This window comes from Natranaerobius thermophilus JW/NM-WN-LF (assembly GCF_000020005.1).
Taxonomy (GTDB): Bacteria; Bacillota; Natranaerobiia; order Natranaerobiales; family Natranaerobiaceae; genus Natranaerobius; species Natranaerobius thermophilus.
In genome coordinates this window covers 2,042,567-2,066,317 of the sequence record NC_010718.1, presented here as the reverse complement: position 1 = coordinate 2,066,317, position 23,751 = coordinate 2,042,567, and the positions used below count along the sequence as shown (strand labels likewise).

At 36.4% G+C, this 23,751-nt stretch carries 18 protein-coding genes and 9 tRNA genes; 24 read left to right on the top strand and 3 right to left on the bottom strand.

The genetic code is table 11. The annotated features are described in order from the left end of the window. Positions 1–76 precede the first annotated feature (76 nt). From NTHER_RS09950 to NTHER_RS09865, 18 genes are all read left to right on the top strand, one after another. Positions 77–541, top strand: coding sequence for a MarR family winged helix-turn-helix transcriptional regulator (locus tag NTHER_RS09950; protein ID WP_012448385.1), 465 nt, complete (start codon positions 77–79; stop codon positions 539–541). Positions 542–708: 167 nt separating this feature from the next. Further along, a complete protein-coding gene (locus tag NTHER_RS09945) occupies positions 709–2,118 on the top strand; it encodes a hypothetical protein (RefSeq protein WP_012448384.1) in 1,410 nt (469 codons plus the stop codon). A 131-nt stretch (positions 2,119–2,249) separates the two neighbouring features. Beyond that, a complete protein-coding gene (locus NTHER_RS09940) occupies positions 2,250–3,257 on the top strand; it encodes a GerMN domain-containing protein (protein ID WP_012448383.1) in 1,008 nt (335 codons plus the stop codon). A gap of 285 nt (positions 3,258–3,542) precedes the next feature. Then, on the top strand, positions 3,543–4,832 hold the full coding sequence (locus NTHER_RS09935) for a chloride channel protein (RefSeq protein WP_012448382.1): 1,290 nt from the start codon (positions 3,543–3,545) through the stop codon (positions 4,830–4,832). 206 nt (positions 4,833–5,038) lie between these two features. Beyond that, complete coding sequence (locus tag NTHER_RS09930; RefSeq protein WP_012448381.1) at positions 5,039–5,941, top strand: hypothetical protein; 903 nt, start codon at positions 5,039–5,041, stop codon at positions 5,939–5,941. Between the two features lie 43 nt (positions 5,942–5,984). Next, entirely contained in the window at positions 5,985–6,725 is a 741-nt protein-coding gene (gene rph, locus NTHER_RS09925) for a ribonuclease PH (RefSeq protein WP_012448380.1), read from the top strand. A 5-nt stretch (positions 6,726–6,730) separates the two neighbouring features. Beyond that, on the top strand, positions 6,731–7,336 hold the full coding sequence (locus NTHER_RS09920; RefSeq protein ID WP_012448379.1) for an XTP/dITP diphosphatase: 606 nt from the start codon (positions 6,731–6,733) through the stop codon (positions 7,334–7,336). Positions 7,337–7,338: 2 nt separating this feature from the next. Continuing rightward, entirely contained in the window at positions 7,339–7,875 is a 537-nt protein-coding gene (locus NTHER_RS09915; RefSeq protein WP_012448378.1) for a metallophosphoesterase, read from the top strand. A 50-nt stretch (positions 7,876–7,925) separates the two neighbouring features. Beyond that, a tRNA-Pro gene (locus tag NTHER_RS09910) sits at positions 7,926–8,002 on the top strand. A 13-nt stretch (positions 8,003–8,015) separates the two neighbouring features. Next, positions 8,016–8,089, top strand: a tRNA-Gly gene (locus tag NTHER_RS09905). 14 nt (positions 8,090–8,103) lie between these two features. Beyond that, positions 8,104–8,179 (top strand) — tRNA-Arg (locus tag NTHER_RS09900). Positions 8,180–8,187: 8 nt separating this feature from the next. Then, positions 8,188–8,265: transfer RNA gene (locus NTHER_RS09895), tRNA-His, on the top strand. Positions 8,266–8,274: 9 nt separating this feature from the next. Then, positions 8,275–8,351: transfer RNA gene (locus NTHER_RS09890), tRNA-Arg, on the top strand. A gap of 33 nt (positions 8,352–8,384) precedes the next feature. Next, a tRNA-Gln gene (locus tag NTHER_RS09885) sits at positions 8,385–8,459 on the top strand. Positions 8,460–8,481: 22 nt separating this feature from the next. Beyond that, positions 8,482–8,557 (top strand) — tRNA-Lys (locus NTHER_RS09880). 6 nt (positions 8,558–8,563) lie between these two features. Then, positions 8,564–8,648, top strand: a tRNA-Leu gene (locus NTHER_RS09875). 15 nt (positions 8,649–8,663) lie between these two features. Next, a tRNA-Gly gene (locus tag NTHER_RS09870) sits at positions 8,664–8,738 on the top strand. 156 nt (positions 8,739–8,894) lie between these two features. Then, entirely contained in the window at positions 8,895–9,779 is an 885-nt protein-coding gene (locus NTHER_RS09865) for a pyridoxamine kinase (protein WP_012448377.1), read from the top strand. A 172-nt stretch (positions 9,780–9,951) separates the two neighbouring features. Here NTHER_RS09865 and NTHER_RS16155 read toward each other — a convergent pair whose 3' ends face one another. Continuing rightward, complete coding sequence (locus NTHER_RS16155) at positions 9,952–10,200, bottom strand: asparagine synthase-related protein (RefSeq protein WP_238526098.1); 249 nt, start codon at positions 10,198–10,200, stop codon at positions 9,952–9,954. A gap of 99 nt (positions 10,201–10,299) precedes the next feature. Then, positions 10,300–11,289, bottom strand: a complete 990-nt coding sequence (gene asnB / locus NTHER_RS09860; protein WP_202943846.1) for an asparagine synthase (glutamine-hydrolyzing) — start codon at positions 11,287–11,289, stop codon at positions 10,300–10,302. A gap of 162 nt (positions 11,290–11,451) precedes the next feature. On the opposite strand from asnB, the gene NTHER_RS09855 reads away from it, so the two are divergent. Both NTHER_RS09855 and NTHER_RS09850 read left to right on the top strand, forming a co-directional pair. Continuing rightward, positions 11,452–12,918 carry an amidase family protein gene (locus NTHER_RS09855; RefSeq protein ID WP_012448376.1) on the top strand — a complete coding sequence of 489 codons (1,467 nt, stop codon included), beginning with the start codon at positions 11,452–11,454 and terminating at the stop codon, positions 12,916–12,918. A gap of 189 nt (positions 12,919–13,107) precedes the next feature. Then, positions 13,108–14,706 carry a TolC family protein gene (locus tag NTHER_RS09850; protein ID WP_012448375.1) on the top strand — a complete coding sequence of 533 codons (1,599 nt, stop codon included), beginning with the start codon at positions 13,108–13,110 and terminating at the stop codon, positions 14,704–14,706. Between the two features lie 163 nt (positions 14,707–14,869). On the opposite strand, the gene NTHER_RS09845 is transcribed toward NTHER_RS09850, so the two are convergent. Continuing rightward, entirely contained in the window at positions 14,870–15,931 is a 1,062-nt protein-coding gene (locus NTHER_RS09845) for an IS6-like element ISNth1 family transposase (RefSeq protein WP_012447151.1), read from the bottom strand. A gap of 124 nt (positions 15,932–16,055) precedes the next feature. Here NTHER_RS09845 and NTHER_RS09840 point away from each other — a divergent pair, with 124 nt between their 5' ends. The 4 genes from NTHER_RS09840 to NTHER_RS09825 all read left to right on the top strand — a co-directional run bounded on the left by NTHER_RS09840 (position 16,056) and on the right by NTHER_RS09825 (position 23,731). Beyond that, entirely contained in the window at positions 16,056–17,408 is a 1,353-nt protein-coding gene (locus NTHER_RS09840; RefSeq protein WP_012448374.1) for an efflux RND transporter periplasmic adaptor subunit, read from the top strand. Further along, the gene (locus tag NTHER_RS09835; protein ID WP_012448373.1) at positions 17,408–20,530 is read left to right on the top strand and encodes an efflux RND transporter permease subunit; all 3,123 of its coding nucleotides are present in this window, start codon (positions 17,408–17,410) and stop codon (positions 20,528–20,530) included. The genes NTHER_RS09840 and NTHER_RS09835 overlap by 1 nt, the downstream gene beginning before the upstream one ends. After that, positions 20,517–21,101, top strand: a complete 585-nt coding sequence (locus NTHER_RS15265; protein WP_012448372.1) for a TetR/AcrR family transcriptional regulator — start codon at positions 20,517–20,519, stop codon at positions 21,099–21,101. The genes NTHER_RS09835 and NTHER_RS15265 overlap by 14 nt, the downstream gene beginning before the upstream one ends. A gap of 1,055 nt (positions 21,102–22,156) precedes the next feature. Next, on the top strand, positions 22,157–23,731 hold the full coding sequence (locus tag NTHER_RS09825; RefSeq protein ID WP_012448370.1) for a TolC family protein: 1,575 nt from the start codon (positions 22,157–22,159) through the stop codon (positions 23,729–23,731). Positions 23,732–23,751: the final 20 nt, after the last annotated feature.

The window sequence follows — 23,751 nt, the reverse complement described above, 5'->3', positions numbered from 1 at the left end:
ATTTGTAATCCTTGACAGTGAAACTTGTTAACGGTACACTTATTTTAAGTAAAATGATATTAGGAGGATTACTCCCATGAAGAATAATTACAGTCAATCAATTCATGACAAGGATTACGATGAATTCATACAGGACATTGAACTTTTAATTAGAAATGTGAATTCTGTTATAAAGCGCAGAGGCCGAGAAATACTTCAAGATTTTAATATAACTCCTCCCCAATTTATAGCCCTTCAATCCCTCACAAAAGAAGGGGACCTTACAATTGGTGAATTAAGTGATCGATTATTTTTAGCCTGTAGTACAGTGACAGATTTAGTTGATAGGATGGAAAAAAATGAACTTGTGAAGCGATATAGAGATGATAAAGATCGCAGAATAGTCCGTATTAAAGTGCTTGAAAAGGGTCATAAATTAATCAGTGAAGTTATAGCTGCAAGACAAGAATACTTAAAGAATATCTTAAAAGATCTCTCCAAGTCAGAAAGGGAAAGAATAATATTTGCTCTGACCCAGTTGAATGAATTAATGAATCACTAAATAATGTGATAATTTACTAAGCTAAAAATCCCATGTTGTCATGGGATTTTTTTAATAGGCGCTGCTATATTTAGTTGTTGATACTGTAAAAGCTGATCTCTTTAATATAGCTTTTTAAAAAGAGTTGAACATTTTGTTTATTTGGACCATATTTAGTTCTGACTGATATGTTAGATACGAATATTAATAATGGCGGTGATAAGTTGAGTTACATTGATAATTTTTATGAATTTAGACGAGATTTTTTAAAAGGTAAAAGTGGTTTTTTAGAAATTCAAGAAAATATACAAGAGATTATTAACTTTCACCAGAATCAAGGATATAATAAAAATTCCTCTTATAAATTAAATAAAAAATCATCGAAATGGACAATATTACAAGGAGATTATAGCTATACCACTTTAGACGAGCATGCTGAATTCTATAATAAGCTATTTGAAAACTTCGGTGAAGATACGGATATATTGCTTACTTTATCAATCGATTCTGCTGATGAAACCAAAAGAAATCTTCAACATGTTTCTATAGAAAATCTTCGTCAGATAGTTAACAACTCAGCTTTTCCTATTCAAATTCGATCGGTGAAAAATGATCAAAGAATTTTGGCAGAAAAAGCATTTGCCTCTGGAATATCAGATATAGTAGGTGGAGCCATAACTAATTCTGCTTATAGTTTTGAAAGGGTCTCCCTAGAACAAGGGTTAGTTCATTGGGAATATATAGATAAATTAATAGCTTTTTATGCGACCAAGGGAGTTATAATAAACAAAGAAATTTCGTTACCCTTATCGGGTAATCTCATTCCTCCGTGTTTACAAATAGCATTAATAATATTAGATGGTTTAATTGCAGTGGAAAATGGAGTGAAATCTATCACTCTCACTTACAATCAGGTTGGGCGTATTTCTCAAGATATTTCGGGTATTAACTTGCTAAAACAGTTGTTTTCAGAATATCTTAAAAAGATGGGGCATGATAATGTTAATGATATTGGAGTCAGCTCAGCCTTGGCTACCTGGTCCGGAGGCTTTCCCAAAAGCAGTGCTGAGGGGTATGCTATTATATCATCAGCAGGAATATGTGGTGGCATAGGGCAGGCCGATAAGATTATCTCAACAAGCCCTGATAAGGGAACAGGCCAGATTGATAATAGCTCTTATTTAAGCGGGATACAGACTGCGAAAAAAAGTTTTGAGATAGGAAGGTATCAAAATGGGGAGCTTCATACACAAGAATCTCAACGACTAAAGATAGCTGTGAAAGATATTGTTGATACTGTTCTAGAGAAATCCGGTCAAAATAAAGAGATTTCCCTGGCAGTTTTAGAGGCGTTTAAAGATGGAATTTTAGATGTTCCCTTTTCTTCAATGATAGAAAATCACGGACAAGTGTTACCAATAAGAGGGATAGATGGTTGTGTTAGATATTTTGATTACGGTAAACTCCCCTTGTCCAATGATATTAAAACTTTTCATGAAGAGTGTTTAAAGAAACGAGGGCAAAAAGAACAAAGAGAACCTACATTTCAAATGGTTATTGATGACATTTATGCAGCTGGGAAAGGTGAATTAATTTAATTTACTTGACTCTCCTTTTTATTTACCTGACTTTTTGATTAATCGAAAAGTCAGGTTTTTTTAATCATTTTTTTAGTAGTTTTTGTATAAATAATTTAGTAAGGGAGTTTTTAAGAAAGGGGGAGTGTTTAATGGGGAAGGTAAAATTGATAGTTTTAATAATAGTGATTAGTTCCATGGCACTGTTATTAAGCGGATGTTTTTTTCTAGATTTTATTTTTGGGCCAGATCCGGATGAAACCACTAAAGAAGAACAAGAAGAATTGGAACCAAAAGAAGATGAACCCACAGAAATACGAGATTACGATGAGGATGAAAAGAGAGAAACAGTATTTTATTTGCTTGATAACAACGATAACTTAGTACCAGTGGTTAAACCCATTGAATGGACTGAAGGAATAGCTACTAAAACCTTGAACAAAATGTCTCAAACACCGGCAAATGAAGAGTTTTGGATGGATACAAACTTAACTCCTACTTTACCTAATGGAACCAAAGTCAAAGGAATGGCTATTGACGATGGTAGAGCCCGGGTGAACTTTACCGAAGAATTTTTGGACATGGAACCAGAATCGGAACAAGAAATTAAAAATTCTATTGTTTATACTTTGTCTGAATTTGAAACTATTGATGAGGTAGAAATCATGGTTGAAGGTGAATTTATTGAAAGTTTACCAGGAGGGACTGATGTTTCAGGACCTTTAACACGAGAAGGATTGAATGTAGAAATAACTGCTGAAGCAGAAAGTGCAGAGAATGAGACGGGAGTAAATTTATATTTCTTATCACAAGATGGAGAGTATGTAGTTCCTGTTACTAGGTATATCCCAGATACTGAAGAGTTAGAGGGTAATGCCATTTATGAATTAATGAAAGGTGCAGACCCAGATAGTGGACTTATCTCTTATGTTTCAACAGATCTTGATATTAATGACGTCAAGATAGAAGGCAATACTATGCAAATGGATGTTTCTAACTTAGCAGATGACCCAGAACATCAAGAACTTGCACTAAAGCAGTTGAAATTCACATTAACAGACTTTGATTATATCGATAGTATGGAGATATCTATAGATGGAACACCTATAGATATTGACGAAAGAGTGATGAACTTAGAGGAAGTTAATTTTAGATATTAAAATTAACACTAAATTTCACACTGTTATTAAAATAGTTAAACCCAGTCTTCACCCTATTGCGTTTTTATTATTAATAATATATAATTTTCCTAGCTAGTTTCAAAATTTTTCTTAAATCCCCGGAAGTAAGAGTTCCGGGGTTATTTTATGTCAATGGCCAGTATTAATTATTATTAAAAAAGCTGGCTCTGTTATAGTTGCATGCTGGTAAACTCAAAATATCAATTTCAAATTGTTAGATTGACACATCGAATAAGTATTCCAGTTGATATGGTGGTGATATAGATGAATCCATTGCAAACTTCAACAGGTTATATTGTAAAATGGTTTATTGTAGCTGTCTTAGTAGGAATTTTAGGAGGTTTGTCAGCTTTACTATTAAATACAGCAATAGACTTATTCTATTTTATTAGAGAAAGATATATACATTACCTGTTAGGCCCTGTTATTGCAGGAATTTTCTTAGGATTTGTCTTCCATAAGATTGATATATCTACCAAGAGTTTTGGAACGAATGTTTTCATTAATAGTGTCAACCGTTTAAATGGTGCAATTAAAGGGAGGACTTCTCTATTTAAGTTATTTTCTTCTAGCTTGAATTTAGGTTTTGGGGCCAGCGGAGGGATAGAAGGACCAATGGTGCTTATTGGAGGGAGCATGAGCAATTTTTTATTGAGGCGTATCAAACCTATTGCCAAATATTTTAGTAATGAAGATATGAGGATTGGCACTATATGCGGCGCAGCTGGTGCTGTGGGAGCAGTATTTCGATCGCCTCTTGGAGGTGGTATTTTTGTTGTTGAACTCCTTTATAAATCAGCTTTACATTATAATGAATTATTCCCAGCAATTTTATCTAGTGCTATAGGTTATGTGACTTATTCATTAGTTCTAGACACTGATCCATTATTTACCATCCCTTCATATAATATGGAGGTGCAATATATTCCTTTTATAGTTGTTACAGCAGTACTGACAGGGATAATCAGTATCTTTTTTAAGATAGTTTTTTACGGGAGCAGGGAATTTTTTGAAAACTCTAGTATACCTCAACCTTTACGCCCTGCTGTTGGAGGGATTTTTACAGGGATGACAGCTCTCATTGCTGGTCAAGAAGTTTTAGGTATAGGCACCGAATATGTGCAAAAATTCATTTTGACCAGTATGTCCATTGATATCATTTTGTTATTATTATTAGGTAAAATTTTTGCTACAGCTTTTACAATTGGAAGCGGAGGTAGTGCAGGAAAAGTGATTCCAGCTTTATATATAGGTGCTTTGGCAGGCAGTTTGGTTTCCAGCTTGTTGAGCTTTGAGTTTGCCGATTCTGCTTTGCATTACAGTCTGGTTGTAGTGGGTATGACTGCTTCTTTGTCTGCAATAGCAGGTGTCCCAATTGCTTCTGTTGTAATGATTATTGAAATGTTAGGTTTAAAAATGGGTGTATCTGCAGTTATAGGAGCTGTTATTGGATATATTATAGGTAATAATCAACAATTTTATGAAGTTACTAATGATCAATCCTTTAGACAGGTTTGTGAGCACTTTAAATTTCTAGACCGAGAGGTTAGTTAATTTTATTTTTTTCGGTATTTGAATTATAATGGGTTGTAAATATTATGATTTCAAATTAGCAAGTCATTTTTAAAATTTTAGGCGCTGTTATACTTAGTTGTTAATAATAGTAAAATTTTACAGTCATCAACATTCAACTTAAATACAACCAAAATTTAACGAATTTGTTATTTTAATGAAGACTGTATTCTAAGGAGGAATAGTTTTTGGCCCATCTCAGTCAAGCGGTCTATTTTGCACCTAGAGGAAGGTGGCGCTTGTTGGAACTTGGTGATCATATACTCCGACACTATATTAGTATTGATGATAAATTAATAGGTTTTGTAGGAGGACCAGGGGCTGGTAAATCCGTGTTGATTGAAGGTATGTTAAAGGAGTTCACTTTAACTAACGACGATAATGGTGTCAATATTAGGCCACTTCCTATATTAGAAGCTTATTACAATGGGTATTTTAAACATAATACCTATCATATTGATGCCCAATTTGAATTAGCTTTTTATACAGCTGAAGAAATTACAAAAGCTATTATTACAGCTATTTCTCATGAACGAAGGGTTATTATAGAACACTTTGAAAAGATATATCCCTATTTAAATATTAATGCTCAGGTATTAATCGGTGTCGGGGAAGAAGTGATTGTGACGAGGCCTCAATTATTTGGCCCGGATCCCAAAGATTTATCAAAACACGTTGAGCGTTCACTTATCTACAGGAAAATGGCTCATACTGCAGAAGAGTTAGTAAGCTTAGCCCTAAAAGTCCAAAACTGGTCTCTTCCAAACAATTATAGCGAAGTTCAACATGGATTCGTAATGGAATTTGATTCTTATCCAGACATTGATTTACAAATAGTTGATGAAATGGTGAATGAATGGATAAAGGAAGATCTTCCCGTCCACCCCGAACCAGAAAATAACCGGTTGCAAATAGGTGATTATCATGATATTTATTGTACAGGGCCACGTGTCCATGTAAGAAGTACAGGAGAGATTGAAAGTTTTCAATTGAATTCTAAATTTGTAAAAGATCCTATTTTACAGCGATTTATGTTAATCGGCAGAGTAGGGGAGGCAAGGGGATCATTACTGTCTTTTAATTTGGAATAGTTTTTAAGGACTTTAAGGACATAAAAAACAAAGGAGTGACACTATGAGAGAAAACAGAAAAGTTGACGAAATTCGTCCTGTTAAAATTGAAACTGATTTTGTCAAACATCCAGAGGGATCGGTATTAATAACAGTGGGAGATACCAAGGTCATCTGTAGTGCGACTATTGAGTCCAAGGTTCCATCCTTTTTAAAAGGTGAAGGAAAAGGTTGGGTGACAGCCGAATACTCTATGTTACCTCGTGCCACAGAGTCGAGAAATATTAGAGAAGCGGCAAAAGGAAAGCTGGGAGGTCGTACCCAGGAAATTCAAAGATTAATTGGCAGGTCTTTGAGATCTATGGTAAATCTCAAAAAACTAGGAGAACGGACAATATGGTTAGACTGTGATGTAATTCAAGCCGATGGAGGTACTAGAACAGCTTCTATAACAGGTGCTTTTGTGTCTATGGTGTTAGCATTAAACAAACTAGTGGAAGAGAAAGAATTGTCCGAGTTACCTGTAGAAGGTTATTTAGCTGCTATTAGTGTAGGAATAGTAAATGATGAAATAATGCTGGATTTAGATGGTAAGGAAGACTTTCAAGCTGATACAGATATGAATGTGGCAGGGACTGATAAAGGTGAATTTGTAGAAATTCAAGGTACTGGTGAAAATCATCCTTTTAGCAAAAATGAAATGGAAAAAATGTTAAGCTATGCTGAGAAAGGAATGCATGCTTTAATGGAAGTACAAAGTCAAGCTTTATCAGAAATCTATCCACCTCCTGCCAAGAAAGGATGATTATCATGAAACTTGTACTCGCCTCAGGTAATCAGGGAAAACTTAACGAATTAAAAGCATTACTTAGCAAACAGCCAGTTGAAATTTATTCTATGTCGGATTTTAATAATATAAAAGAAGCCCAAGAAACTGGAAAAACCTTTGCGGAAAATGCCATTATTAAGGCGCAAAATGTAGCTGATTCAACAGGATACTTATCCCTAGCCGATGATTCAGGTCTAGAAGTAGACGCTTTAGATGGTGCGCCAGGAGTCTACTCTGCACGTTATGCAGGTGAAAACGCCTGTGATCAAGACAATAATAACAAATTATTGCGATCATTAAAGGATATACCTTATAAACAACGTACTGCTCGTTTTAAATGTGTAATTGCCATTGCTTACCCTGATACTCCACCTGTAACATTCACTGGCACCTGTGAAGGATATATTTTAAGGGAACCTAAAGGAGATAGAGGTTTTGGATATGATCCTTTATTTTATCATCCTGATATGGGAAAAACATTTGGCGAACTCTACCAGGAAGAAAAAAGTTCTATCAGTCATCGTGGTAAAGCCCTGGAAAAATTAGTTGCCAACTTCCAAGATGTTATGAGTCTAATGGAGGGATAATAATGATATTACCAGAAAAAGAGAAGATAAAACTAGCAGTAATCAGTGATACCCATGGGAAGATTGATGATGTCGTTCAAAGTATATCTAAAAACGAACCTGTTCATTATATCCTTCATGCAGGCGATTTTTTAACAGACTTACATAATATAAAATATGAAATAGAGCATAATCCCGATCTTCTAAAGGAGAACCCCCTTGGTTATTACGGGGTTGTGGGTAACTGTGATGGATACAAAAGTCCTTCAAAATTGCTTATTGAAGTATCAGGACTGCGGATATTACTCTTGCATGGCCATTATGAAGGAGTGAAGAATGGACTTTTACAATTAAACTACTTGGCAGAAGAAGAAAGATCTGATATAGTAATATTCGGTCATACACATATACCTGTAAATATTCAAGAAAATGGTGTATTATTTTTTAATCCGGGTAGTTTTAATTATCCAAGAGGTGGCGTAAAAGAGCCATCCTATGGTATAATAGAAGTTAGTGGCAACACATTGAATTCAGCAGAAATTCTTTATAAAAAATCTTAAATTAACATTTGACAAACGTTATATTATGCGTTATACTAATTCTTGCGCGACGGGGCGTAGCGCAGTTTGGCAGCGCACTTGGTTTGGGACCAAGGGGTCGCAGGTTCAAATCCTGCCGCCCCGACCATTTAACAAAATAAGCGGGTGTAGCTCAGTGGTAGAGCCCTGGCCTTCCAAGCCAGTCGCGTGGGTTCGATTCCCATCACCCGCTCCACTTGTTAATTAATTGCGCCTGTAGCTCAGTGGATAGAGCAACGGACTTCTAATCCGTAGGCCGGAGGTTCGAATCCTCCCAGGCGCGCCATTATCATGGTGAGTGTAGCTCAGCTAGGTAAGAGCACCAGATTGTGGCTCTGGGGGCCGTGGGTTCAAATCCCATCACTCACCCCATTTATTCATGCGCCCGTAGCTCAACCGGATAGAGTAACAGACTTCGAATCTGGAGGTTGCAGGTTCGAGTCCTGCCGGGCGCGCCATTGGCAGTATTAAAGATTGATTCAATAAAAAATTGGGGCGTAGCCAAGTGGTAAGGCATACGGTTTTGGTCCGTACATGCGCAGGTTCGAATCCTGCCGCCCCAGCCAGTTATTTTCGGTCTCTCACTGAGAGCCATTAGCTCAGCTGGCAGAGCACCTGACTTTTAATCAGGGTGTCCCAGGTTCGACTCCTGGATGGCTCACCAAGACATGCGAGGGTGGTGGAATTGGCAGACACGCTAGACTTAGGATCTAGTGGGGTTTCCCGTGTGGGTTCGAATCCCACCCCTCGCACCATTTTAAAATAAACGAGCGGGAGTAGCTCAGCGGTAGAGCGCCGCCTTGCCAAGGCGGAGGTCGCGGGTTCGAAACCCGTTTCCCGCTCCAAAAGATAAAAGTCTCGGGAAATTTCCCGGGATTTTTTTTATACTTATCAAATTATATATGTTTAAAACACAAAGGATTTTTATTTTTGTTGTCGAAATTACCCTATCAGAAAAGATAAATAAACTATATACCATCTAGCGTAATGGAGGGATTTAAATGTCGAAAAGAACAGTTAAGAGAGTTGCAGCAATCCACGACCTGGCAGGATTTGGTCGATCTTCTCTAGCTGTAGTAGTGCCAATTATTTCTACCATGGGAAGTCAGGTTTGTTCAGTGCCAACAGCTGTATTATCAACACATACTGGAGGTTTTGAGGAATATAGTTTTGTTGATCTGACGGAAAATATGGTAGATTTTTTTGGCCACTGGAAAAAACTTAATTTAGAATTTGATTGTATATATAGTGGTTTCTTAGGGTCTCCTCGACAGGTAGATATAATATCAGATTTTATTGACAACTTTGCAGTTAGGAATGGATATGAAGACACTTTAGTGGTAGTAGATCCAGTAATGGCTGATGACGGACAGTTGTACAGTACCATGGATGAAACCATGGTGAAAAGAATGCGTGATTTGGTCGCTAAAGCGGATATTATCACACCTAATTTTACGGAAGCATGTTTTTTATTGGATGAACCTTATGATACTAAAGCCGACAAAGATACCATAAAAGATTGGTTATACAAACTTTCTCAAATGGGGCCAGAAAAGGTGATTATTACCAGTGCTCCTGCTGAAGATCCTCATAAGACTAATGTGGTGGCATATAATAGAGAAGATGGTCGCTATTGGAAAGTTAGCTGTGATTATATCCCTGCCCATTACCCTGGAACGGGAGATGCTTTTACTAGTGTCATTGTTGGAAGTCTGTTACAGGGGGATAACTTACCAATATCCTTAGATCGGGGAGTGCAATTTATAACTGCTGCAATTAGAGCCAGCTATGGTGAAACACTCCCTAAAAGGGAAGGCGTTTTACTAGAGCGAGTTTTAGGTAATTTAAAAATGCCTGTTTTAGTAGGTAGTTACGAGCTTCTATAAAAGAAGCTCGTAACTTATACTGTGGCCCATCGACCTACAGTTTTTGCAGCACTTTTACTTTTATAAAATCTTTTGAAAATCCGATAATAATAGAGTTCCTCTTTAGAGCGTAGTGGAGGGTCAGTTTCGTGGCGATTGTTTTGAAAATCTTCATCTGTAATCTGGCTTTCTATTATTTCCTTAATATATTCATTGGATCCTGCTCCCTGGGAGAATTCCGCCTTTTCACGCCATAAATATCAGGTAGATAGCCCTCAAAGGCTTTTCTAAGGATCCACTTTTCCATTTCGCCACGAAGTTTCGTTTCTGGTGGTAATGCTATGGCATAATCAACTAAATCTAAATCGAGAAAAGGTACTCTTCCCTCCATGGAAAATGCCATGCTCATTCGATCTAAACGTTGAAGATTAATATTGTGCAAAGAATTTAGAGACCTTATAAGTTCCTTATGTAATAATTCTTCTGATTTGATATCTTTTAGATATTCGTAACCAGAAAATAACTCATCAGCACCTTCTCCCTATAGGATAACTGTTACATATTTAGAGGCCAAGCGGCAGACAAAATAGGTGGGAATAGCGCTTCGGATTAAAGAAGGATCGAAGGATTCTAAAAAATAAATTACTCTCGGCAGTGATTCAAAAATATCCTGTTCGTTATAAATTAATTCATGATGGTCTGTGCCCAGATATTCAGCCACTTGTCTGGCAGCAGGTAAATCACTTCCTCCTTTCATCCCTACACAAAATGACTTTAGAGGCTTTTTCTTGGTGTGTTCTTTAGCCAAAGCAGCTACTAGGCTGCTATCTAATCCTCCACTTAAGAAAACTCCTAAGGGGACATGGGCCATCATTCGTTTTTTTACAGCAGCTTCTAATCTAGTTCTAATGCCTTCTGTTATTTGATTTAGACTGATACTTTTGTTTTGTTGAGTACTAGCATAAGAAACCTGAATCTTTCGAAATTGTTGAAATCCGGTTTCTGGAGTGAAATAATGACCTGGAGGGAATTCTTTGACTTCTTTCACAAAATTAGCTAAGGACTTCATTTCAGAGGCAAAAAATAAGCAGCCATCCTCCTCAGCATAATATAATGGTTTTATCCCTAAAGTGTCGCGAGCTACGAAAGGTTTTTCATTATCTGAGAGTACAAAAGCAAACATACCATCTAAATTTTTAACACAGTCTATCCCTTGTTCTTCATATAGATGAATAATGACTTCACTATCAGATAATGTTGAAAAATTATGATTAGATAATTGTGTTTTTAATTCTTCATAGTTGTAAACTTCACCATTAACAACCAGATGAATGTCATCGTTTTCGTTAGAGATAGGCTGACGTCCTTTACTTGGTCCAATAATCGATAGGCGTTTATGACCTAAATACATAGTTTTATAATTACATAATTCTTCCTCATCTGGTCCTCTATGATTCAATTTATTCAACATTTCTGTTAATTGTCTATGATCACCAGATTCCTTATCGTAGACTGCAACTATACCACACATAGAAATACTCCTTTCAATTTTGTTATTAGTTTTTCCCTAGGTGACTTAGCTATTCTTTTAAAATTTAATGAGTCTTATTACTGTTAATCTTCAATAGAACGGATCATGCGAGGGTGTAACAGGGTGATTTCCTTAAAATTATCTTAATTAAGGAGGCTAAAAGTGTATAGTCACTTTCTTAACAAATGGCAGCAGGATTACCTGTTGGAAACAACTGTTGATGAATTACAGGATTATATGGAGAAAGGCGAGATTACTAGTCGTGATTTAGTTTTAATGTATCAAAATAGAATTGCATGTTTAGATCAAGATGGTCCTAAAATCAATTCAATTATAGAAATGAATCCTGAAGCTTTACAGATCGCTCAAGCCTTAGACCGGGAACGTAAATATAAAGGTCCCAGAAGTAAATTGCATGGTATTCCTGTTCTTTTGAAGGATAATATTGACACTGAAGATAAAATGAGGACAAGTGCTGGATCTATAGCATTGGAAGAACATGTGGCTAGAGAGGATGCCTTTATAGTTAAGAAACTTAGACAAGCTGGTGCTGTGATTCTAGGTAAGGCAAATTTAACTGAATGGGCTAACTTTATGGCTGATAATATGCCTAATGGATACAGCTCTCGAGGTGGACAAGTTTTAAATCCCTATGGACCTGGTGAATTGGATTGTGGTGGTTCTTCAAGTGGATCGGCCGCAGCCTTAGCCGCTAATTTTACAGTCTTGGCAATTGGGACAGAAACTAGTGGATCTATTTTGAGTCCAGCTAGTGATAATTCTGTGGTTGGGATAAAACCTACAGTAGGACTTTGGAGCAGGTCGGGAATTATACCTATATCCCATAGCCAAGATACTGCCGGACCTATGGCTCGAACAGTGGAAGATGCAGCAATATTACTTGAGATACTATCAGGACCAGATGCTAAAGATCCGGTAACATTGACGAAAAAAGATGATATTGATGGTAGATACACAAATTATCTAAACGCTCACGGCCTTAAAGGTACACGTCTTGGCGTTTCACAGGAGTTTTTGAATTTACTGGAGGATTCTGAACTGGACGTGATAGAAAAAGCTATTAAAAATCTGGAAAATTTAGGAGCACATATTGTATCAGGTATAACTTATCCACCTAAAATTGATTGGGACTTAAATGTCTTGCTTCACGAATTTAAAGTAGGTATAAACACTTATTTAAGAAATACAGGGGATAGAGTACCAGTGAAGTCCTTGACAGAACTGATAAATTTCAATTATCGTAATAAAGAAATAGCTCTAAAATATGGACAGGAACGGCTATTAAAATCTAATAAAACAAAAGGTACTCTTACTGAGCCTGAGTACTTAAAAAGCAGAGAACACGATTTGTTTTATTCCAAGGATAAGGGAATAGACGCGGTTATGGAAGAATATAATCTTGATGCGTTAATATTTCCGGCCAATTTAGGGGCAAATATACCTGCTAGAGCAGGATATCCTTCTATTACCGTACCTGCAGGTTATAACAGTACGGGAAAACCCATTGGCTTGACATTTACAGCTAAAGCTTACGAAGAAGGTAAATTGATCAAGATTGCATATAGCTATGAACAAGCAGTAAGTAATAGAGTCCCACCTCAGAAATAAGTTGAAATTTTACAGTTATCAACATTCAACTTTAATACAGCCAAGTCAAAAAATAATATTGTCAATTTTGTTTGATTTATATATAATCTAGTTTGTAATAAATTAATAATAGTAATTGATAGAAATTACCAGCTAAGATATAGTTATCTCAGTACTTAATTTTAATTTAGAAGGGGGAGTGGGGGTTAAATGAACTATAAAACCCTGATTTGTGTTTTGGTGATGATGATGGTGGTTTCTCTCACTACAGTCAATACTACGGCTACAGAAGATAGTGATGATGACAATAAGGAAGTAGTAGAACTTACCTTGGAAAAAGCTCGAAGGCGAATTGTAGAACATTCTCGTGAAGCTGATAGGGCTAGATTAGGACTCGAAGAATTAAACATAGCAGTTGAAAGATTACGAGATGAATTGGATGAGCTAGAAGAGGGTATTGAGGAATTAGAAGATGGTGATTTTGATCTGGATGGATTTAGTGATGATATCGATGGAGAGGTTCAAGATAATGACTACGCTTTAAAGATGGAGACTGAAAGTTCTAATAGAAACCTGTTAGCTCAAAACTCATCTGTCAATCTAGATGATGATCCAGAAATACCTTTTGAACCACCTAATGGAGATGAACCTGAACTTCCTATTCCTGAAGAAGAGATTGAAGAGATAATTGAGGAAGCGATCCAGGATGCTATAGAAGAAATGGTATCAGATATGGAAGAAATGTTAGAGGATATGGCGTCTGAAATTTTTCAAGAGATGATGGATGAAGAATTGGAAGATATGGAAAAAGCCAAGAAAGAACTGGAACAAGCTCTAGAAGAAGCAGAACAAGGTGAAGAACTTGCTGAAATGGAATGGGAAGCGAATAAAGAAGTGATGAAATTTGGAGCAGAATCAACTTATATAGGTTTATTGTCCCTTGAAGAACAGATAGCAGCTATAGAAGAAAGTATTTCCACTTTTGAGCGCTTATTAGAAGAAGAACGGCAGCAACTCGAACTTGGTGAATCTTTACCTGTCCAAGTTGAAATGGTAGAACTCGAAAAAAACGAAATGGAAAACGCTTTAAAATCATTAAAGGAAAATAAAAGGGAAATGGAAAAAGAATTTTTAGATACCCTGGGTTATTCAACGGATAAGGAACTTAAACTGGCAGAAGTGAATTTTGACTTAGAAAGCTTTCAGCAAGAGCTTGACTTGGAAACTTTTACACAAAGGGCATTAGAGGAAGGTGAAGAAATAAAGATAGCTGAGAAACAGTTAGAATATGCTGAAGATAATTTAGATTGGGCAAGGCAACAAGATGATATTTCAGAAAGTGATTACAGGGAGAGAGAAGTTGCCTTACGAGAAGCTGAATTAGATCTGGAAGAGGCTGAACGCACATTAGAAAAATCAATATTTGAAGCTTATAATGGTTTTAATGAAAGTTTACGAGATTATAAAAATGCTGACCAACGATTAAAATTGCAAAAAGAACTCCTGCGGGGTGAAGAATTGTCGCAAGATTTGGGAATGGCAACGAGTAAACAAGTCTTAGATACTATGGTAGAAGTAGAAGAAGCCAGGCGAAATTTAAATCAACAAGAGTATCAAAACTATTTGGCTAAGCGAGAGCTACAACTTTTAAAACAGGGATACTTAGTCGATATACCAACAGGAGCAGGTGAACAAAGGAATTTTGGGGGAGAAACTCCTGCCATGTCTCCGGATATGAATGAACAAGGTATGGAACCTTCAGGTGGAGGACAGCAGCCAGCAGGCCCTGAGGGACAAAGCCCCAGATAAATTTTATCATTTAATAATATGTATTGGTATGGCAAATTCCGACCGACCGGTCGGACGGAGTAAATATCCAAAAAATAATTTTTCCCCTTAGAAATAAATGAGTCTGTTAAGTTGTTATGAAAAATAAGCTCACTTGCTCGCAAGATTTCAAAAGATTTGGCAGTCAAGCGGCATTATTACTATGTAAAAGCCAAAAAGTCCTATTACGATTAGAGTAATTAATCCCAGCAACTTGAGCAGGAGTAGACTGATTCAAAACATTGCTTGTCCTAACAAAGTTAAAAGCAAACACAAATACCGCAATCAACTTGTTGGCTGACTGGAAAGAAGCAAATCCTCTGCGTTGCTTAACCCAGCTTTTGAAAATCTGAAAAAAAGATTCAATTAAGTTATTAGAGATATCATCTTGAAAAGACTTGACTCTGATGTGATTAGAGTTTGGAAACAGAACTTTAATTGGAGCATTGTAAGCCCAATATCTATCTGTGACGATACTATGAGGTCGTCCAAAATGTTTCTTAGCATAGTTCAGCACTTTAAAAGCAGCCTGGCTATCTCTGTAAGGAGATAGATGAAATGCAAGTACAAATCTAGTTTCAGCATCAATAACAGTCCAGGCGTAGAATCTTTGGCCTTTAATTTTAATTACAGTTTCGTCAACATGCCACTCATCAGAAGAGTCTAGATCAATAGGTTTAAGATATCTAGAGATATAAAGAAAAAGAGGTGCAAACTTTTTAGTCCAGTCAGCAATAGTAACATGAGACACTTTAATTCCTTCACAATCAAGAAGGAATTGAGAGACACCTCTAGTAGAGCTGCCATTAATGAAGTACAGGTAAAGAGCTCGAATAATAGTATGAAGAGGATGTCTCATGTTAGAGAAGTCTACTTTGCCGTTAATATCAAGTTGCGAAGGTTCAGGAATACTTTGAGGTTTAGGGACATAGAAAGAATGATTACAGCTTTTGTCACAACACCTCAAATTAGAATAAAATTCATAGTCGTGATGTAAAAACGTAGCTTTCCCGCATTTAGGGCAAGAGGGATATTTGCGAGGCATATTAGGGCCTCTTTTATCCCCGCCTTTAGAAAGTGTCTTAGGTGCAAACTGACTAAAACATTCTTGACATTGATACTTTTGATGACCATGATTATCAAAACCAAACTTATAAAACTTGTCAGAGCAGTTGTTATTGCATCTAGGGCATACAACTTTAGTCATGAATCAGTCTCCTTTCTCCCGGAGGGTTTTGATTTCTGTCTAAAACTATCTTAACTCCGGGACGGAGACTGATTCAAATATCATATAACTTAACAGAACTAAATAAATGGTTGGGAGGCTAATTATGACTACAGAGCAAAAAAATTCTAAATTCAAATTATCCAGAAATAAATTGATAGTTATTGGGTTGGCAGTTTTGGCGATAGTAAGTGGTTATTTTATTATCAATTTTACCGGTGATGGATTTGCTGAAGAGGAGAATAGTAATGTCGATAAGGAACAAGACCACTCACTAGTAGATGTTAAACAAGTGCCAAGGCAAAACATTGAAAAAACAGTAACAGTATCAGGGAATGTTGAAGCTGCCGATGATCGGTTGGTGATTCCCCAAGCCAGTGGAGAAATAGAAACAATTCATTACGAAGAAGGAGATAAAGTTAGTCAGGATGATATCTTAATGGAAATAGATAGTGAAGACGCCAGACTACAAAGACAAGAAGCCGAAGCTGCTTTAGACGCAGCCAGAGCTAATTTAGAAGAAGCTGAGGCTGGAGCTCAAGATGCAGAGTTAGTCGAAGCTGAAAATGCAGTATCTAATGCTGAAGATAACTTAAGGCAAGCTGAAAAAGAACTTGAGAGAATAGAAGAAATGCATCAAGAAGAATTTGCTACCGATCAACAACTTGAACAAGCAGAAATGCAGTACAATAATGCCAAGTCCCAACTTGAATCAGCTGAAGCTGCTAAGGATGCTGTAGAAGATGGCGCCAGACAGGAACAGCTTGATGCTTTAGAGGCACAAGTGAGGCAAGCAGAAACTGGAGTAGAGCTAGCTAAGCGAGCGGAAGAAAACAGTCAAGTGAAAGCACCAGCTTCAGGCACAATAGTTTCCTCAGAGTTTAGTGAAGGGGAAATGGCCGGAGCGGGGGAACCTGCCTTTATGATTATGGATCAGGATACTTTTCAGGTGACGGCTACTGCCCCAGCCTCCTATGTCCATCAGATCTCTGTAGGGGACTCAACAGAAATTAGAATTCCCGCCCTTAACGAGAATTTTCAAGGAGAGATTCAGCGTATTGGTGAGATTCCAGCAGAAAAAGGACGCAACTATCCTGTTGAAATAGCAATCACAGAGGAAAACAATGATCTCCGGACTGGTATGTTTGCGGAAAACTATCTAGTCATTGAAAGACATGTAGACGTCCTGGCTGTTCCTCGTAGTTCTCTGGTAGAGCATAATGATGAAATAGGAATCTATACGGTAAACCAGGATAGTACAATAGATTTTAATGTTTTAGAATTAGGAATTTCCCAGGAAGGGTATTTGCAAGTCGTTGATGGACTACAAGAAGATGATGTGATAGTCGTAGGCGGTCAATCAGAAGTTGTTCCAGGAGAAGAAGTAAAGAAAAATTATCTTCAAGAAGCAAAAAGTTCTGACATAACTAATGGTGAAAATCATGGGGGCGGTAATTAATGTTTCTTTCAAAAATTGCACTAAAACGTCCAGTTACCATAATTATGGCTGTTGTTATTATATTACTTCTGGCTACTGTTTCTTTTTCTAGAATACCAATCGATTTATATCCTGATATGGAATTACCAGTTTTGTTTGTACAAACTGATTACGAAGGGGCTGGCCCCCATGAAGTTGAAAATATGGTCAGTCGTCCCTTAGAAGAGACCTTATCTACAGTAGACAATTTATCTCAAATTACTTCTATTTCTCAACAGGATAGCAGTCAAATTATTATGGAATTTGATTGGGGCACGGATATGGACTTTGCTGCTCTTGATACTAGGGAACTTATTGATATGATAGGCGAACAACTACCTGATGACGCAGGCGATCCTACTGTGATGCAATTAGACCCGGATATGATGCCTATTTTACAAGTTGGTATAAATGCTCCCGAAATGGATTTACAGGAAATCAGTGAGCTGGCAGAGGGGACAATACAAACCCAGGTGGAGCGTATTGAAGGTGTCGGAGAAGTTAATGTCATGGGTGGTGTTGAAAGAGAAATTAAAATACATGTTGATCCATATCTGCTCTCTAGCTATCAAGAAGTCAGTTATGAAAATATTAGAGAAGCAATAGCAGCAAATAATATGGATATTTCTGCTGGTGAAATCAGGGACGGTGATGGAAAATACGCAATTAGAACTATTGGACAATTTGAGGATCCAGATGAAATTAAAGATATTCAAATTGGAGTTGAAGGCGAAAGTCCTGTAAAACTAGGAGATGTAGCCAGGGTTGAGGATACTGTAGAGGACATGGAACCACTAAGTAGAATCAATCAAGAACCGTCAGTCTCTTTGGGTATAAGAAATCAAAGTGATGCCAATGCAGTGAGAGTGGCCCAAGATGTTCGAGCTGAGCTGGCTAATTTGGAGGAAAGCCTTCCTGGAAATGTGCAATTTGAAATTGTTACCGATCAAAGTACCTTTATCGAGGAATCCATTGATAGCATAATAGAAATGGGAATTATAGGTGCCATACTAGCAATGATAGTTCTCTGGTTATTTTTAGGTAATTTCAGAACAACTTTGATTATCGGTTTTGCAATTCCAATTTCAATTATTAGCACATTTAACTTAATGTATTTTCAAGGATACACTATGAATTTAATAACAATGGGTGGTTTAACCCTGGGTATTGGTATGGTTGTGGATAGTTCCATTATTTTATTAGAAAATATATTCAGGAAAAGAGAACAAGGATTATCATCTTATGAAGGTGCATTACAAGGGAGTAAAGAGATTTCAGGAGCCATTATAGCAGCTACATTGACAAGTATGGCAGCTTTTTTACCGGCGGCTTATACTGAAGGTATAGCAGGAATTATTTTTGAACCCATGGCTTGGACAGTTGTATTTGCATTATTCGCTTCACTATTAGTGGCTTTAACTCTAGTCCCTATGTTAACGGATAAGGTTATGGGTGAAGGAGTTGATTTTAATCGAAAAAGTTATCTCCCAAGGAAAATGGATCAAGGTTTGCAGTGGCTCACAAACAAGTATGGTCAATTAGTTGATTGGGTATTAAGTAAGCGTTTTGTAGTAATCGTTTCTTTTATAGGATTAATGATTATCACTGTATTGATTTTCCCTTTAATGGGTTTTGAGTTTTTCCCTCCCGAGGATTCAGGAGAAATTACTGTGGATATTCAGTACCCCGTTGGGACACCTTTAGATACAACCAGTGATAATTTGTTAGAGTTAGAAGAGGAGATTTCACAAGTTGAAGGAGTAGAAACAGTATTTGCCACAGCAGGTGGTGGTGGAGATTTTGTTGTTGGTGGAGATAGTCGTTCCGGTACGATAAATGTTATTATGGAGGACGATCATCAGCGTACCACTTTTGAAGTAGTGGATGAAATCAGAGGGTTGATCCCTGAACGCGGCGGAGTTGATGTTACAGTTTCTGCAGATGACATGGCTGAAGAAGGTGGAGGAATGGAAGGTGAAGAAGATTTAACTGTTTTAATTAAAGGCGATGATATGGAAGAACTTGAATCAATTTCCGATGAAATAGCGGAGAATGCATTAACAGTTCCTGGTGTAGTTAACACTACAACAAATTTTGAGGATGCCACTATGGAAATACAGATTGATGTAGATGAGGCAAGTGCAGACTCTTACGGGTTAACTACAGTAACTATCGGGAATTTTGTACGACAAGTAAGTGAAGGGGAACTGGTCTCCTTTTACAGAGAAGGCGGTGAAGAATATGATATTACCATGGAAATGGAACCGTCTCAAGGTATTAGCGTGTCAACATTAGAAAGTTTGTTAATTAACACTCCAACAGGTGAACAGGTACCGCTAGAAGAAGTGGCTTCTCTTGAAATGGCAGAAACACCCCGTCAAATTGAGAGAGAGGATAGGGTGCGAACAGGTACTGTAGGTGTTCAGATTGAAGGTCGAGATATTGGAAGAACCGCTGGTGATATTCGGGAAGTGCTAGATGAAAGTATTGAATTACCACCTGATTATACAATGGATTTTGGTGGGACCTATGAAATGATGATGGAAAGTTTCGAAGGTTTGGGATTAGCGTTAATTTTGGCTGTACTGTTAGTTTATATGGTAATGGCTGCCCAGTTTGAATCCCTTTTATATCCTTTTATAGTTATGTTTACAATTCCCCTGGCTTTAATCGGAGTTATTTTGGCATTACTTGTAACGGGACATTCTTTGAGTATAGTCGCCTTTATGGGTGTTATTATGCTTGCCGGGATTGTTGTTAATAATGGAATTGTTATGGTAGACTTCATTAATAAGCTATATCATGAACAAGGTTATAATAGAATAGAGGCCATTGTAACAGCTGGTAAAATAAGATTGCGTCCGATATTAATGACTGTTTTAACAACCATTTTGGGGATGCTCCCTATGGCTAGTGGTGCAGGAGAAGGTGCCGAAGTTAGAGCTCCAATGGCGATTGCAATTATCGGTGGCCTAGCCGTATCTACTATAATTACTTTAGTGTTAATACCAGTTGTTTATAGCTTGTTTGATGATCTCAGATTAAGATTTCACAGTAAATTAGCACGAAAAGAAGAGAGTGGTGATTTAATTGTCAAAAATTGACAAAAGCAATAAGAGAATGGATATTTTAGTGGCTGCGGCGAAAGTTTTTAGTGAAGAAAACTTCTATCAAGTAAAGGTTCAGGAGATAGCTGATGCAGCAGGGATAGGCAAGGGTACGATTTATGAATATTTTAATAGCAAAGAGGAACTGTTTCATGAAATGCTTAGAGAAGGTTTTAAGCAGTATTATCAAGTAGTAAGAATAGATCCAAATGATGAACGCAGTATTTGGATAAAATTAGAGGAATTTTTGAAAAACAATGTTTATTTTGTTTCAGAGAATAGACAAATAGCGTATTTATTGCTAAGCAATAATCATCCATTTCAACAAAAATTGACCTCTCAGATAATGGAAGTTAGAAAAAGTTTGCTACATGATATGGAACAGACTTTTCAATTAGCCATCAATGAAGGAGAAATCGAAAAAAAGCCAATAGATTTATTGGCCAGAATTTTCTGGGGAGCTTTTATGGAGGTCGTTTCGTCTATGATATTACTTGAAGGTAACCCCCCTGATGACGAAACAATCAAGGAAGTTATTGGCACATTTAAAAAAGGATTAGAGATTTGAATAGGGACTTGGTGAAAAAACAACTTTACCTAATAAAACTAGGTTTTGTTAGGTATAAATGTTAAAATATTTCAAGGGAAATTTTAATATAAAAACCTTGCACGTGGAGATCTCATTTTCAAAGTTTAGGCCGGAAGTCAAGCTATTTAGCATGGCATTAAGCACATTAATAAAAGTGGATCGCAAAACCATTGTACAGATAAATAAAAATCCCCGATACTTTATCAAATTAAAAGAGTTTCAAACAGGGGCCCAATCACTTATCACTAACTTTAGTAAAAGAATCAACATGGAAGCCATTAAACACATTAATGCTGAGTGCTAATAGAAAAAGGGTCTAAAGAAGAACAGGATGATGATAACGACAGAACGCCTCTAACAGACAACTCTAATCTGACCTCTAATTATAAGAACAACGGAAAATTTAAATTTAACAAAGCAAATTGATCATACATGACAGTTGTGAACCTGCAGATATTTGCTATCTAGGCAAGTTTATGAGCAACAAAAACCATGCGAGCAAAATGAAAAGTGCATAGATGATCGGATTGTTAGCAGTAGTAAATCTCACATACAAATACGTTATATTTGTTTTGCAAATATCAGATAAAAGAGTGTGTGCTTAGCTGAACAACATCTAAATTCTAATTATCTTGAAATCTAGCGATGTTCAGCAAGCTCTAATTAATCATATCAATACTGTTTAGTTTTAAATTTCTATATCAGTTGAGCATTCTATTAATCAAGCTAAACAAGAGTTCAAGAAAGATACCTAAAAATATTCTAACTACGAAAAACAAAACCACAACAATTACTATGATGAATAAAATTGTTAAAACAACATCCCAAGCTGATGGTGAATTTCTCCTTCCCGTCATAATTTTCATCCTTTCCAAATAAATTTAAAAAACAATTGAAATTTGTTAAGATGAGTGTATAATATAATAATGAAGGTTGGATAAAATTAATATAGTATTGAATTTATTCAACCTTTTCTTTATATTATGCAATGACTGGGCAGTCAGTCAAGTACTATTTTTAAGGATGGTGTTATTATGCGTAGATTTAAGCAAATTGCTTCAGTAATGATTACTGTTGTACTTGTATTTAATCCTATTCTAAGTTTTTTTTCAAATAATGAAAAAGTCTTAGAAGCTTCAGAAGAAACGAATGTTCAGGAAGAAAATGTAAAAGAACTAGATATTACAAAAGCTAGAGAACTGGCTCTAGAAAACTCACCTGAAGCACAGAAAATAAGAATACAACTTAAGCAACTAGTTGTTGGTGTAGATATGGCTGAAGACAGACATAATCAATTAGAAGACCTTCAAGATGATATCAAGAACTTAGAAGATACCTTGTTGGACATTGATCCTGATTTTGATGAAGCCGAAGAAATCTTTAAGAATATGATGATAGAAATCTTTAGCCAAATTGACGAGATTGATATAGAAGATAGTGAAGCACCTTTTCCTAATGGTAATGAATTTAATGAAATAGATTTTGAATATGAAGATGAAATAAAAGATGCAGTGAGTGAATTATTTGCTCATATTGAAGACGGCTGGAATAATTACTTAGATGATGTAGAACAGGCCTTTGATGATGTCGACTATGAAGACGGTTTAGATGATTTAATTTTAGAGGTTGAACAAAAAAAGAGGGAGCTAGAACAACAAAAAGATTTAGCAGAGCTTAAATGGCAACAAGGACAAGAAAAAATTATGTTTCAAGCCGAAGCCCTTTACACTGGTTTACTAATGATGGAAGAAGCTCTGGATTATATGGATGAGGCTATGGAGCTTATGTATGAACAAGTAGGTGAAATTAAGGCTAAACGTGAAGTAGGAGAATCTGTAGACCTAGAGCTAGATGCTGCTAAATTAGAAAAAGAACAACTAAAACAAGAACAGCAGTCTTTGGAAAATCAGTATAGAGACCTTAAGAGGCAGTTTTCCAGGTTACTTGGTCAACCCTTGAATACGGAATATCATTTAGAACCAATCCATGCCGAAATGGAAGATTATGATATTAATGAATTAATAGATAAATTGTTAGGCCATGGAAAAGAGATAGAAATTGCCGAACAAGAATTAGAATTTGCTAAGGACAACTTGGAGTGGATGGAAGATAATCATGGAAAAAACTCCCTTGAATGTGAAATGGCTGAACTTGAACTGCAAATGTCAGAACTAAATTACAATGATACTCGAGTTTCAATGGAAAAAGTTATGAGAAATGTTTACGATGAATATAAAGAGACTAAATCTCAATATAATCTTTCAGAAGATGCACTTCAAGTACAAGAAGATTTTTTTGAAGGTATTTTAATTCAAGAAGAATTGGGAATGGTCTCTGATTTAGAAACCCTAGAAGGAGAAATAGAAACAGAAGAAGTGAAAATGATGAACAACTTATCCGATTTACAACTTTTCCTTGCAGAAAGACAGTTAGAATTAGTTTCTGAAGGGTTTTTAACTGAAAACATTTTAGATCAAATAAATTTAGACGAAGACTCCCTAGAAGGTAATGGTTTTAGAAATGATATGAACGATAATGATCCAGCTCAAAACGATGGTTTAAATAATAATGGATTTGACAGTAATGGCGATGGGTTCAGAAAAAATTAGTTTTAGTGATTGGAGGAATA